The organism is Pedobacter riviphilus, assembly GCF_014692875.1.
In the GTDB taxonomy this organism is placed as follows: Bacteria; Bacteroidota; Bacteroidia; order Sphingobacteriales; family Sphingobacteriaceae; genus Pedobacter; species Pedobacter riviphilus.
Genome location: NZ_CP061171.1, coordinates 738658 through 752283, shown reverse-complemented (window position 1 = coordinate 752283; position 13626 = coordinate 738658). Strand labels below are relative to the sequence as shown.

The window sequence follows — 13626 nt, the reverse complement described above, 5'->3', positions numbered from 1 at the left end:
TGTTAGTAAAAAACTAATAGAGGCTTTTATAATTTATGATGATAGCTTACTCAAATAAGTCCATCATTAAATAGATTGTTAAAAACTTGCGCCAGTAGCAGCTGAAGAACCACTTTTAACTGTGAAGTTCGGAGCAGTTAAACTGAAAGGAGCATTTAACAAAGCTGCAGCAGCAGTTTCATCAATAATCGTATTTCCTTTACCTGTTAAATAAGTTTTTAATATATCTGAACTTGCGAATGAAGGTGTAGCACCATCAGCAACAACATCTTTACCAGCAGTAAACGATTGATAAATATTGTTTTTAATTAATGAAGTTCCATCTGTTAAAGCATCACCAGTTTCTTTATCACGGATATCAATTCCAAATTTGAAGCCGATGAAGATTGAGTTGGCCAAAATCATTTTCGAACCTCTTCTCCATAAATTAGCATACTCATGCTTAGCATCAACAGCTACGCTTCCTGGGCCAATTAAGGTCAGGTTTGAAATAACAGGGCGTGTACGTGGACTAGAATCGAATACTTTTTCTGAGTTGTCTGATTCAATACCGTTAGATTGACCAGCCTGATCAGCTAAAGCCGGATCTCTTTGAGCAACTAAAAATTGTAATTTACCAGAGAAACCGTTATCAAAATCGAAAACATCATCAACGTTTGCAATAGAAACCAAATGTTTAGCATTTACAGTACCACCAAACCATTCGAATGAATCATCACCTGAATATGAAACCTGTACGTAATCCACGGTGGTACCAGAACCAACCGATCCAAAAGTAATACCGTTGATTTCGTTGTTGGTTGCATAAGCAATACCTGGGAACTCTACACGTACATATTTAAGCACACCAGAGTTATCAGTAGGAATATTACCACCATGGTTTCCTTCAGGCAACGTTAATCCACCTTCAATTAAACCTGTACCGCCAGGGATATTGTTGGTTGATTTACCTAAAATAATAATTCCACCCCAATCACCAGGGGCTCTTGAACCAACTGCCTGATTTGAAGTAAATACAATTGGTTTTGCGGCAGTTCCTTCTGCAATTAATTTACCACCACGGGTTACTACTAGAGTGCCTTTAGAATCTTTATCTCCACGAATAACTGTTCCGGCAGGAATAGTTAATGTAACACCATCTTTAATGTAAACAAATCCAACCAGTTTATAAACCTTAGTCGCATCTAATGTCCTGTTCGCATCAATTGTTCCTTGTAAAGTTTCAGTTGCTTCTGCATATACTGTTACTTTAGGTGTAAAATTAGTCCAACTTGCAGTCCAATCTGTAGAGCCAAATGCGCCTTTGTATGATACTTTATCAAAAAATGCATCTGCTAATGATTCGTTAGAATCTGTTTTTGGTGGTTCCTCGGTAGGAGTACCATCTTTTTTACAACCAGAAACTACTGAAGCACCTGCAACTAAGATTGCTAATAAGCTCAAGTTTAATTTGTTTTTCATTTTCCTTATCTTTTATTAATTGTACAAATATATCCCCTGTAGGTTACGCTAAAATCAACTCAGCATTAAATAAACAGAGCTTTAATGTTAAAAAATTATTAAACTATTTAAATTTATATGATAGTGTTAGTGATATAGTAGATCCAAATCGATCAGCTATATTAATATTATCAGTTTTCTTATCGAAGCTAGCGTTAGGATCAGAACCTTTAACTTTTTGATAGAAATAGGCTTTATTATTAAAAATATCGCTGTAGTTAACCTTTACTTCACCTCTTGATTTTGCGAATTTTTGTGAAACTTGCAGATCTAGGATATTTCTCGAATATTCATAGATATCAGGATCTTCTACGTTTCCAATTGCCCAAATTCTTGGTCCTACCCTATTGTATAATATGGTTACGCCAGTAGAGTTTTCTACTGCTGATGCATAAGATATACCTCCATTAATTAGATAAGGTGATTGCCCCTGCAAAGGTCTTGTACCTTGTGCGTTAACTAACCTAGATACCTGCACCTTTGATTTGATATATGAACCATTTGCATTAAAGGTGAAGTTTTTAAAGCCTTCTCCTATAAATTTTAATGATTTCCTTACTTCAAGTTCTGCACCATAAACTGTAGCTGAAGCAGAGTTTGCATAACTTAAAGATCTTCCAGAAGTACCCAATTGAAGTGTTTGCTCTATAGGAGAATCGAAATATTTATAAAAGGTGGATATAGAAAAGGTTTCGCCAGATGAAGGATATATAGCGTAGCCTAAATCGATGTTTGTAGTTTTAGACTGTTTTAGTCCTGCATTCCCTCTAACATTAACATTTTTATTGAAATCATAAAAAGGAAATGGTGCCAATTCTCTAAATTCGGCTCTACCAATAGTCTGAGAACCAGATAAACGGATGTTTTGCTTATCATTTAAATTATAAATTAAATTTGCTGAAGGTAGTAAATTGGTTGCAGTTGAATCGATATTTACAGGTTTCCCATTATCCTCACTTGTTAAGGATAACTTATACGATTCTAATCTTGCACCAATGCCTAATCTTAATTTCTCAGTTAAATAACCGTCAAACATTACATATCCAGCATTTAAAAAAGAATTCGCTTGATACTGATCACTTCCATTTGTAATTTCATTTAATACAAAGCCATTGGCCCGGATGTTCTCAGGAGAAAATATTTGATCTTGCGGCAGAGACAACAGCGATGTATCGAAATTTCCATTTCTAATAAAACCAATTACCCTTGCACTAAAGTCGCGTTCGCGGTATTGACCAAAATAACCTGCCTTGATTTTATTATTATCTCTAAATAACTTAACAGGAAAAGTTAAATTAACAGCGCCACCATATGCATTTTCATTAAGTACCGATGAAAAATTACCTGCTAATCCTGCAACAGCAGAACCAGTTTGAACAGAAGCTATTCCGTCTTTCGAATAATCCATTCGTTTATATCCAGGTTCTTTTCTATCCGTATTAGCGTAATTTAAGTTCCAATCTATTTTAATCTTGCTTTCTGTAGATAATAAATGTTCACCTGTAAGCTGATTTGACATTAATGATCTCTGGAGTAAATAATCACCCGTTCTAATAAATTCACCACCAGCATCATCCTTACCAACACGGTAAGTAAACTGATTTTCTAAAACCCTGTTATATAAGTTTTTAAATGAAATCTTATTATTGCCCCATGAATACGCAAAATTAGCAAGTGCACCTATATTGGTGTTAAAATTATACATATCATCATGAAACACATCTCCCAGTGCCTGACCAACATAAGCTTTTTGATCGCTAGTTTTTAAACGTTCATCGTACCTATACGTTAATGATAAAACGGCACCAAATTTAGACTGATCCTCAAAAACCTTACTTGTTCCGTAATTTAACTGAAAATTAGGGCCCAATGTTGATTTAGCCGATTTATATCCCCAGTTGTTTTTGAACAGTCTGGACAGGGTAAAAGTTTCGTTAGCACCATTAGCCAATGCCTGATAGCCCTTTGCTGAAGGAAATCCAGATGGGATATCCCGATCTTTATTATAGAATCCAAAAACCTCATTGCCGCTTTTTGGGGATGACAGAAAGTCTTTAAAAGTAGACTGTGTGTTATAAGAAGTCCCTAGAGAGACATTTAAAAAAGTGTTAACAGGGAAATCTTTTGTGGTTACTTGGACTACGCCGCCAGAAAAATCTGCAGGAATATCGGGAGAAGCAGTTTTGTTAATTACTATCGCATCTATTAGATTAGAAGGAAGAATATCAAATGAGAATGCTCTTTTATCCACTTCTGTATTTGGAAGCATAGAGTTATTCAACATTGCAGAATTATACCTATCTGATAAACCACGAACAATAACAAACTTATTATCCTGAATACTCGCACCACTAACGCGTTTTAGAACTTCAGAAGTATTACGATCCGGACTTCGTTTAATCAGCTCAGCAGATATACCGCTTGAAATACTGATACTCGATTTCTGATTAGCATATAAGGTATTAATAGACTCTTTGCTAGCACTTCCTGTGATTACTACTTCATTTAATTTTTGTGTGTTCGCTTCACTAAGTAATACATCCAAAGTTGTAGAAGCATTATCTTTTACCTCTACTTCTGTAACATTTTTACTCGCATAACCTACATACGAAACTTCAATAGCGTATTTTCCTGGTGTTAATCCACCAATAACATATCTACCTTCAATATCGGTTGATGTACCTTTGGTTGTAGCAGAAATTTTGACAGTAACACCAATTAAGGTTTCGCCCGTTTTTTGATCTGATACCTTACCTGATATTTTTCCTGTTTGAGCATATGATAATATGCTGATCGTTAAAGCGAACACAGTAAGTGCCGCTCTTTTAAAAGAGTTTAGTAATTCCAATTTGCCTTTATTTGATAGAGGCAAAACTATTACCACAATGTTAACTTTAGATTAGGTGTTAATTAACATTGTTTTACCTTAAGGTTAATTATAGGTTAACTACTCTTTTTAGATCAGTAACGGATCCCTACTTTCTTGCAAATGAAGTGCAATAGCCAAATCGGACCAATTAACAAGAATTTAACATCATCCAGGAACGAAGGTTTTTTGCCTTCAATTTTATGACCAATAAACTGACCAATCCAGGCCGCAACAAATATTGCGGCATAAATGGCGTAAGCCGTTCCACTCCCTAAGCCCACTGCTTGCTCAATTTTAACGATGATGTAACTCATTAAACCCACCACCCAGATCATTAAGAAAAACAATACTGGCGAAAGTGTAAAGTAATAATACAAACTAAAGGCCAATAGAAAAGATGCCCAGTTAAAGAAACCGTTGTAGCTACCTAAAAAACCGATACGTGGAAAAGGGATTTGCCAGATCAAACCCAGTAAGCTGAATACAATTAACGGAACACAGATCCAGTGCACCAGCTTATTTGTTGGATTTTGGTGACTTTCGGCATACTTATCAAAAAGTACATCTACTGGCCGTTTTGGTTCTATTGTTATGGTTTGCTTGCTCATTATGTAAAAATAAAAAAAAGCGATGGAATATCCATCGCTTAATATTAGACCTTATAGGTTTTAAAAACCTATAAGATCTTGAAATTATTATTTTGCAAATGCTACAGAACGGGTTTCTCTGATTACGGTAACCTTAATCTGTCCAGGATAAGTCATTTCGGTTTGAATACGGGTTGAAATATCTGCAGCTAAAAGTTCTGCCTGTGCATCAGTAATGCGTTCACTTTCTACAATCACACGTAATTCTCTACCAGCCTGAATTGCAAACGTTTTTTCTACGCCAGGGTAAGATAAGGCAAGTTCTTCTAAATCTTTAAGGCGTTTGATATAACTTTCTACCACCTCACGACGTGCACCCGGACGCGCACCAGAGATCGCATCACAAGCCTGTACGATTGGAGAAATCATTGAAGTCATCTCAATTTCATCGTGGTGGGCACCAATAGCATTACAAATTTCAGGGTGCTCTTTATATTTTTCGGCCAATTGCATCCCTAAAATTGCATGTGGCAATTCAGGGTTATCATCAGGCACCTTACCTATATCGTGTAATAAACCTGCACGTTTAGCCATTTTAGCATTTAAGCCTAATTCGGCAGCCATGGTTGCACAGAAATTAGCTACCTCACGAGAGTGATGTAACAAGTTTTGTCCGTAAGATGAACGGTAACGCATACGGCCAACCATACGGATCAACTCAGGATGTAAACCATGAATACCTAAATCGATTACTGTACGCTCACCAATTTCTACAATCTCATCTTCGATCTGTTTTTTGGTTTTGGCTACAATTTCTTCAATACGTGCAGGGTGGATACGGCCATCTGTTACCAAACGGTGTAAAGCCAAACGGGCGATTTCTCTTCTTACCGGGTCGAAACCTGATAAAATAATGGCCTCAGGTGTATCATCCACAATAATCTCAATACCTGTTGCAGCTTCTAGCGCACGGATATTTCTACCCTCTCTACCAATTACTCGACCTTTAATCTCATCACTTTCGATATGGAAAATAGAAACCGAATTTTCAATCGCTGCCTCGGTAGCGGTACGCTGAATGGTTTGGATGACTACTTTTTTAGCTTCTTTACTCGCCGTTAATTTTGCCTCATCCACAATATCCTTCACCTGCATCATCGCTTGTGTGCGGGCCTCTTGTTTCAGATTTTCTACCAATTGCTCTTTAGCTTCTTCGGCAGAAAGACCAGCAATGGTTTCTAATTGTTTTAGATGCTGGTTTTTAAGCACTTCTACCTCTTCTTGCTTTTTAATGGCAATTTCGGTCTGTTTTTCTAAAACGGTTTTTTGCTTATCGAGTTCTTGTTCTTTTTTATTAAAATTTTCCATACGCTGGTTTACCGATTGCTCTTTCTGCTTGATGGTATTTTCGCGTTGGTTAATGTTATTGTTTTTGGCATTCACTTCTTGTTCGTGCTCCGCTTTCATTTGCAAAAACTTCTCTTTTGCTTCTAAAAGTTTATTCTTTTTTAAAATTTCTGCATTGTTTTCTGCATCTTTTAAAATCTTCTTCACTTTGTTCTGTGCAGCAACCTCTTGCTGTTTAAGCAAGTTACGCAGGAGGAATCTTCCTACCACTACTCCGATAGCTATACCCGCTATTACGGCAAATACGTATCCTAATATTTCAACTATTTCCATTTTGTTTTTTATGTAAAAAAAAACCGCAACTAATTTTTTAAAGTCTCATACATTTTAAACCTCAACTAAGCATAATTAGGGTTTAAGCCATTTTCAGGTGCCATAGCAGATGAAATACGCCCTCTTAACCCTATAGATATTGAAGTGTTAAGTTTTATAAAATTTGAAACTCAAAAACTAGCTGCGGCTATATTTTTGTGCTAATATATACAACGTTGCGTCATCCTGAATTCATTTCAGACTCTTTTTTTTAAGACTCTGAAACAAGTTCAGAGTGACGAAATGTTTAAAGAACGAACCTTATTTTGAAAAGAAATTACTGAGTAAAACATCCAATTCTTCAACTTTATCAGCAACAGCGGTATCTTGGTTTTGTACTTTGTTTTCTGTTCTCAATACAGCTGTTGCATAGTGCAACACGGCCATAGAAAGAAGATCCTGCTTATCTCTAACCGCATAATTATCCTGGTAATCTTTTATGCGCTCGTTGATCATTTTTGCTGCCCGTCTCACAATTTCTTCCTCTTCCATATTCACCTTTAATGGATAAATACGGTCGGAAATGGTTATTTTAATCGAGATTTCTCCCATTTGTTTAGCTTAGTTTCTGATTTCCTTGCATCATTATTTTTTTAATAATGCAATACTTTTGTCAATCTCCCGCACAAAATCGTTAATTTTTTGTTTAATGTCAAGCGATTTTTCACTTGTTCCCTCTATACTTTTAGCCAATTTTGTAACCCTTAATTTTTCGTCAAGTTCTAAATTTTTGCTCTTCGCCGTATCGAGTGCTACTTTTAACGATTGATTTTCAAGCTTTAATAAATCATTTTCTTCCTGTAGCGCATTACATAACTCAATTACCTGAGCTGTTTTTTGTAATACTTTATCTAACTGATCTGCAACAGAAGCCATGAATTTATTTCTAAAAATACGAATTTATATTTTATTTCCTAATTTCTGCACCAGCTTGTGCCGTTAAATTCGCGATTAGTTTCTGCATTGTATTTTCGATCTGCTTATCGGTTAAGGTTTGTTCTTCATCCTGTAAGATAAAATTCAGGGCATAAGATTTTTTCCCTTCTGGTAATTTATCGCCAACGTATACATCGAATACACCAACCGCTTTGATCAGCTTTTTATCGGTTTTGAACGCAATACCTTTCAAGGTATCGAAAGTTACATTCTGATCAATCAACAATGAAAGATCGCGGCGAACCTGCGGGTATTTAGAAACATCTTTGTGCACAATTGTATTTTTCCTTACAATATCTAACAAGGTTGCCCAATCGAAATCAGCATAAAATACTTCGGCATTTACATCAGCCACTTTACGGTCGGCTTTTGAAACAGCACCGAAACTTACCAGGGTTTTATCTCCACGGAAATATTTAATTCCGTAAGCAAAGTTTTCATCGTTTAAAACATCAGATTGATAACTTGCAATGCCCAAACGAGATAGAATGGCATCAACAGCTGATTTTAAATTATAAAAAGTTACCGGTTTAGCATTTTGGTTCCATTGTTCGCTTTGTTTAGCCCCCGAAATCAACAATAACAGCCTTGGGCGCTCTACATATTGCTCATTGATTAAATGATAAGTTTTACCGAATTCGTAAAACTTCACATCGGCATTTTTACGGTTCTGGTTGTAAGCTACACTTTCTAAAGCCGGCATCAATAAATTTTGACGCATTACATTTAAATCGCTACTTAACGGATTTAAAATAAATACTGCCTCATCTAAATTTTTCGAATAGGCCGATTTAGTTAACGAGTTGCACATAATTTCTGCATAACCATTAGCGGTTAGCATATCTGCAATTACATTATGGGTATTTTCTTTTTCGGGCTTAATGCTGTAAGAAAGTGATGCATTTACCTTTGAAGGGATTTCGATGTTATTATAACCATAAATACGCAATACCTCTTCTGTAATGTCGCATTCGCGGGTTACATCCACTTTAAATGATGGCACCCTTAAAGCCAAAGTATCGTCAGATGTATTGGTTGCCGAAATCCCTAAAGCTGTAATAATGTGTTTGATTTCGGCCGAAGGGATATTTGCACCAATTAATTTATTAATGTTGGTATAACTTACTTCAAACTCAAAGGGCTTGATATGATTTGGGTAAATATCAGAAACTGATGAGGAAATTTCTCCCCCAGCCAGTTCTTTAATTAATAAAGCCGCGTATTTTAAAGCCGTAACCGTAATCTCCGGATCGGTACCACGCTCAAAACGGAAAGATGCATCGGTTTTTAAGCCATGTCTTTTCGAAGTTTTACGAACAGAAACCGAATTAAAGTAAGCACTTTCTAAGAAAATATTTTTGGTTTCGGTATCAACACCAGAAGATTTTCCACCGAAAACCCCTGCGATACACATTGGTGCTTCAGCATTGCAGATCATTAAATCATCTGCACTCAGCTTGCGCTCTACATCATCAAGCGTTACAAAAGGTGTTCCTTCTGCAACTTTCTTAACAATTACTTTTCCACCAGTAATTTTATCGGCGTCGAAAGCATGCAAAGGCTGACCTAAACCATGAAGTACATAATTGGTGATATCAACCACGTTATTAATCGGGCGCAAACCAATTACCTTTAATTTATCTTTTAACCACTCTGGCGATTCTTTTACAGTAACACCAGAAACGGTAAGGCTGCTATAACGTGGGCAAGCCGCTAAATCTTCAACTTCAACGGGGATAACCAGATTCTCGTTATCGGTTTTGAAAGCAGAAAGATCAGGCATTTCATATTCACTTCTGAAATAAGCAGCTAAATCTCTCGCCACACCTAAATGCGAAGCCGCATCGGCACGGTTTGGCGTTAATCCGATTTCGAAAACAAAATCATCATCCATTTTAAAATGGTCTTTTGCACGGATACCCACTTCGGTATCTTCTGCAAGGATCATAATCCCATCATGCGATTTACCTAAGCCAATTTCATCTTCGGCACAGATCATTCCCTGAGAAAGCTCTCCCCTAATTTTTGATTCTTTTATCTTAAAAGGCTCTCCTTCTAAAGGATATACCGTTGTACCCACTGTAGCTACCACCACTTTTTGGCCAGCACCTACATTTGGCGCACCGCATACAATCTGCAGGTTTTCTTTACCGCCAACATTAACAGTAGTAATACGCAAACGATCGGCATTGGGATGCTGAACACAGGTTAATACTTCGCCAATAAGTAATCCCTCTAAACCGCCCACCACAGGCTGAACTTTTTCTACACTTTCTACTTCTAAACCAACATTGGTGAGGATTAACGAAAGTTCTTGAGGTGTTTTATCAATTTGTACGAATTGTTTTAACCAGTTATATGATATTTTCATTTTGGAGTATCAAGTAGCGAGTGTCCATTATCAAGACAAATCTCGAAGGACACTCTAATTTCATAAAACGCAAAGATATTATTTAAAGGTCAAAGGAGAAAGTTAAACCCGCAATCTTGACACAATAAAAATGTCTAATGGCCAATATTTAAATTAGATAGAATTACCGCGCATGCCCCTGCTCCTATTACCAGCATAATAACCGAGGCAATAACTAATTTAAGTCCGGGTTTAACGGGTTGATTTTTAGTTGCCTTTACAATGATCTGAACAATGCCAATAACGAATAACAATACAACTATTACCCAATATACAATAAAAATTTCCATGGATTTATTTTGAAATTAACTGTTGGCGAGCAATACGGCACAAGCACCAAAACCGATTACCACCATAATTACTGAAATAATAAGCAATTTTAGCCCTGGTTTTACAGGTTCGTTCCTTGATGACTTAATGATAATCTGAATAATCCCCACAACAAAGAGTACAACTGCGATAAGACAATAAACAATCAATAATACGAATAAGCCTTCCATGTTAGTTCATATTTAATTTTTCCCTGATCAGATCTATTTTGTTGTCGCGATAAAAGATATTCATGGTTTCGAAGGGTACCATTTTATATTTATCGCTCACAATATGCACACAGGATTTTTTAACAGCACGTACATCAAAATCAAGCGGGTCCATAAAGTTCATGATGATAATCCGAAATAAATTATCGTAACTTAAACTATCTGATTTTACCCTTGGCAGGCAACACATTAATTCGCCAAAGGTATCTTCGGCACAATCTACCGAAACACCCGTACTAAACAAGTTAAGCATATGTTCTTTTAATTTTTCATCGTGCTCAAAAACAATGGTATTTTTCGAATTGTTGAGCAAATCCTCGGGATTGATCAAATGTGTCATCGGGATCACTTCGTCGCCGATTTTTAGTGCATAAGCCATACACAATGCATCGGGGTTACAGGGCACAGGGATTAAATCCTGTGGGGTAAAGGTTGGATATTGCTCATAAATTTTTCTACGCACCTCAGTTAAGGTAATCCTTCCTTGTTGATCATTATAATCATCATTTCTTCCGGCGACCTGGGTAGGCTGGAAAGTAACGCCGCGAACACATTTCTGCTTAAGCGCATAAGCTAAAATATCGCCAATTTCATGATCATTTAATCCTTTTTGTAAAGTAACAACCAAAGTGGTGGATACATTAAACTGATTGAGGTGATCGATGGCTTTTCTTCTTACTTCGGTAAGGTCTTCGCCCCTTAGCTTGGTTAATACCTCAGCGCTGAAACTATCAAACTGCAGATAAATTTCGAAATCGGGCATATAAGTTGCCAGTTTCTCTACAAAATTAATATCCTTGGCAATCCTGATACCGTTGGTGTTCACCATCAGGTGTTTAATGGGCTTGCTTTTGGCGAGATCTAAAATCTTAAAAAAATCAGGATGTACTGTTGGCTCTCCGCCTGAGAGCTGTACCACATCGGGCTCGCCTTCGTTTGCCACTACAACATCCATCATCCGTTCTATTTCTGCCAAAGTTCTGTGCCTGCCATAAGTTGGCGACGACATGGCATAACAGGTTGGACAGGCCAGGTTGCAACGATCGGTAACCTCTATTACCGTTAAACACGAATGCTGTTCATGGTCGGTACACAAACCACAGTCGTAAGGGCAGCCGTAATGCACTTTGGTGTTAAACTTAAGCGGCATTTCCGATTGTTTATTGTAATTCCGGATCTGTTTGTAATAGTCTACATCATCAGCAATCATTACTTTACTATCGCCATGTGTCCTGCAATTTTTCAGCATGAATACCTTAGCATCCTGAAAAACAATCTTCGCATCGCAAAGCTGCAAACATTCCGGACAAAGACTTTTGGTATAATCGTAGTATATATAATCCCTGGTATTGGCCATAATGTTTACTGTTTATGTAAAATCTGTTTAGAAATTCTGATGATGAATTTGTAATAATAAATAAAAATAAACAATGCAGACCAATGAATGCTGCTTAAGTTTAAAAATAATGAATGGTAAGGTTTTATAAATTCTATCAAAAAACGGAAAAAGAAATACAGCACCATCAATAATTTAAACCGATCTCCGTTAATGAGTTCTTTATGATGTTTTAAGCTATTAAAAAGGCAAATCAAAAGTATCAGATAAATCATTTCATAGAGCATGATGGGATGCCGGAGTATACCATCGCCCAGATTCATCCCCATAAAAAGTGGGTAGGAACACCATAGGTTGGCTCATCAATCCCCATGGAAAAGCAACCGATACGGCCTATAATAAGGGCAACCAAAATTGGGATAACGTAGATATCTCCAGAGGCGATATCCACGCTTATGATCTTTTTTATTAATTCAACGCCGAACAGGCCTCCTAGCAAACCACCAACAATGGTTTTACTTTGATAAAGAACTGAAAAACTAAGATGGTGCAGTATTTGAGGCGTTTCGAGCACAGCAATTAAACGCGAGCCAATTAATGCCCCAAGCATAGCGCCCAACATAATCCACAACCTGTTTTCGTCAGATATCGGGTCTTTAATTCCTTTTTTATAGAAATAATACAACCTAACACCAATTATAAATGCTAGTGTTTCGAAAATATAGTGATAATGGTATTGGTTACCAAAAAGTTCGAATTGGAAGGGAAACAAAGATTTTAACAGCATTTATTAAAACCAAAGTCTGCAAAAAACAGGTAAATGATCAGAATAATACCTTTTATCCTTACTATCAGTTAATACGGCGAATTTCTGCACCTTAAATCCTTTGTTTACAAAAATGTAGTCGATCCTGTTTTTCAGGTCACTGTTAAAATCAAAATCATTAAAAGTACCTGTCGGGCCATATGGAGGCTCTACAGAAATCTCTTTTGCATCGGTAAGAAAAGATTTAATGGTAGCAATGGCCTCTGTTTCTGGTGTTACATTTAAATCGCCGGTAAAAACAACAGGTAATGTCGGCGCAATCTGCTGTATCTTTTGTTTCAATAATTTAGCCGATTCAATTCTCGCTTTTACCCCGATATGATCGTAGTGGGTATTAAACACGATAAATTCTTTTTTATTTAACTTATCATAAAGTTTTACCCAGCTACATATACGGTTAAGTGCAGCATCCCATCCTTTTGAAGGGACATCAGGCGTTTGCGATAGCCAAAACGTTCCACCGTCTTTTTTGGCAAAGCGGTCTTTATCGAAATAAACAGCTGAAAATTCTCCTTTTCTTTTACCATCCTCTCTACCAACACCCACTACATCAAAATTGGAATTCTCCAAAAGTGCATCAAACTGTTCGGGCAAGGCTTCCTGTACACAAAGAATATCAGCATCATGAAATTTCACTAAAGCTTTTACATTATCTTTTCGGTTTGGCCAGGCATTAACACCATCTGATGCCACATTTAAGCGAATGTTATAGGTAATGATATTAATTGGAACTGCCGTTTTTTGCGCAAATGCCACAACGGTTAGCAAAAGAAAAACAGGGATGATTTTTAAAGTATTCATAAATAATAATTACACAATTTGATTAATGCTGGCTAGCCAGTAACTCCTAATTTTAAGCCGCTATTATACTAATTTAACGTTAATTGTATTTTAACAACCTAAT

General features: G+C 36.7%; 13 protein-coding genes. All 13 read right to left on the bottom strand.

Annotation, left to right across the window (positions count from 1 at the left end; genetic code table 11):
- Nucleotides 1–78 precede the first annotated feature (78 nt).
- Nucleotides 79–1461 (bottom strand): hypothetical protein, encoded by a 1383-nt coding sequence (locus tag H9N25_RS03030; RefSeq protein ID WP_190327905.1) that lies wholly within the window; start codon nucleotides 1459–1461, stop codon nucleotides 79–81.
- 103 nt (nucleotides 1462–1564) lie between these two features.
- Nucleotides 1565–4348 (bottom strand): TonB-dependent receptor, encoded by a 2784-nt coding sequence (locus tag H9N25_RS03025; protein ID WP_190327904.1) that lies wholly within the window; start codon nucleotides 4346–4348, stop codon nucleotides 1565–1567.
- Between the two features lie 113 nt (nucleotides 4349–4461).
- Nucleotides 4462–4977 (bottom strand): Mpo1 family 2-hydroxy fatty acid dioxygenase, encoded by a 516-nt coding sequence (locus H9N25_RS03020; protein ID WP_190327903.1) that lies wholly within the window; start codon nucleotides 4975–4977, stop codon nucleotides 4462–4464.
- Between the two features lie 87 nt (nucleotides 4978–5064).
- Nucleotides 5065–6636, bottom strand: a complete 1572-nt coding sequence (gene rny / locus H9N25_RS03015; protein WP_167293259.1) for a ribonuclease Y — start codon at nucleotides 6634–6636, stop codon at nucleotides 5065–5067.
- Between the two features lie 300 nt (nucleotides 6637–6936).
- Nucleotides 6937–7227: a cell division protein ZapA gene (locus tag H9N25_RS03010; protein WP_029277272.1), complete on the bottom strand. Its 291-nt coding sequence runs from the start codon at nucleotides 7225–7227 to the stop codon at nucleotides 6937–6939.
- Between the two features lie 33 nt (nucleotides 7228–7260).
- Nucleotides 7261–7551, bottom strand: coding sequence for a hypothetical protein (locus H9N25_RS03005; RefSeq protein ID WP_190327902.1), 291 nt, complete (start codon nucleotides 7549–7551; stop codon nucleotides 7261–7263).
- Between the two features lie 31 nt (nucleotides 7552–7582).
- The gene (gene pheT, locus H9N25_RS03000) at nucleotides 7583–9982 is read right to left on the bottom strand and encodes a phenylalanine--tRNA ligase subunit beta (RefSeq protein WP_190327901.1); all 2400 of its coding nucleotides are present in this window, start codon (nucleotides 9980–9982) and stop codon (nucleotides 7583–7585) included.
- A gap of 134 nt (nucleotides 9983–10116) precedes the next feature.
- Nucleotides 10117–10311 (bottom strand): hypothetical protein, encoded by a 195-nt coding sequence (locus H9N25_RS02995; RefSeq protein WP_190327900.1) that lies wholly within the window; start codon nucleotides 10309–10311, stop codon nucleotides 10117–10119.
- Between the two features lie 15 nt (nucleotides 10312–10326).
- Complete coding sequence (locus H9N25_RS02990; RefSeq protein ID WP_167293256.1) at nucleotides 10327–10521, bottom strand: hypothetical protein; 195 nt, start codon at nucleotides 10519–10521, stop codon at nucleotides 10327–10329.
- A 1-nt stretch (nucleotide 10522) separates the two neighbouring features.
- Complete coding sequence (locus tag H9N25_RS02985; RefSeq protein ID WP_190327899.1) at nucleotides 10523–11917, bottom strand: radical SAM protein; 1395 nt, start codon at nucleotides 11915–11917, stop codon at nucleotides 10523–10525.
- A 5-nt stretch (nucleotides 11918–11922) separates the two neighbouring features.
- Nucleotides 11923–12171 carry a hypothetical protein gene (locus H9N25_RS25395; protein ID WP_407947452.1) on the bottom strand — a complete coding sequence of 83 codons (249 nt, stop codon included), beginning with the start codon at nucleotides 12169–12171 and terminating at the stop codon, nucleotides 11923–11925.
- Nucleotides 12172–12215: 44 nt separating this feature from the next.
- On the bottom strand, nucleotides 12216–12683 hold the full coding sequence (locus tag H9N25_RS24895) for a prolipoprotein diacylglyceryl transferase family protein (RefSeq protein ID WP_255524555.1): 468 nt from the start codon (nucleotides 12681–12683) through the stop codon (nucleotides 12216–12218).
- A gap of 3 nt (nucleotides 12684–12686) precedes the next feature.
- Complete coding sequence (locus tag H9N25_RS02975) at nucleotides 12687–13523, bottom strand: endonuclease/exonuclease/phosphatase family protein (protein WP_167293253.1); 837 nt, start codon at nucleotides 13521–13523, stop codon at nucleotides 12687–12689.
- Nucleotides 13524–13626: the final 103 nt, after the last annotated feature.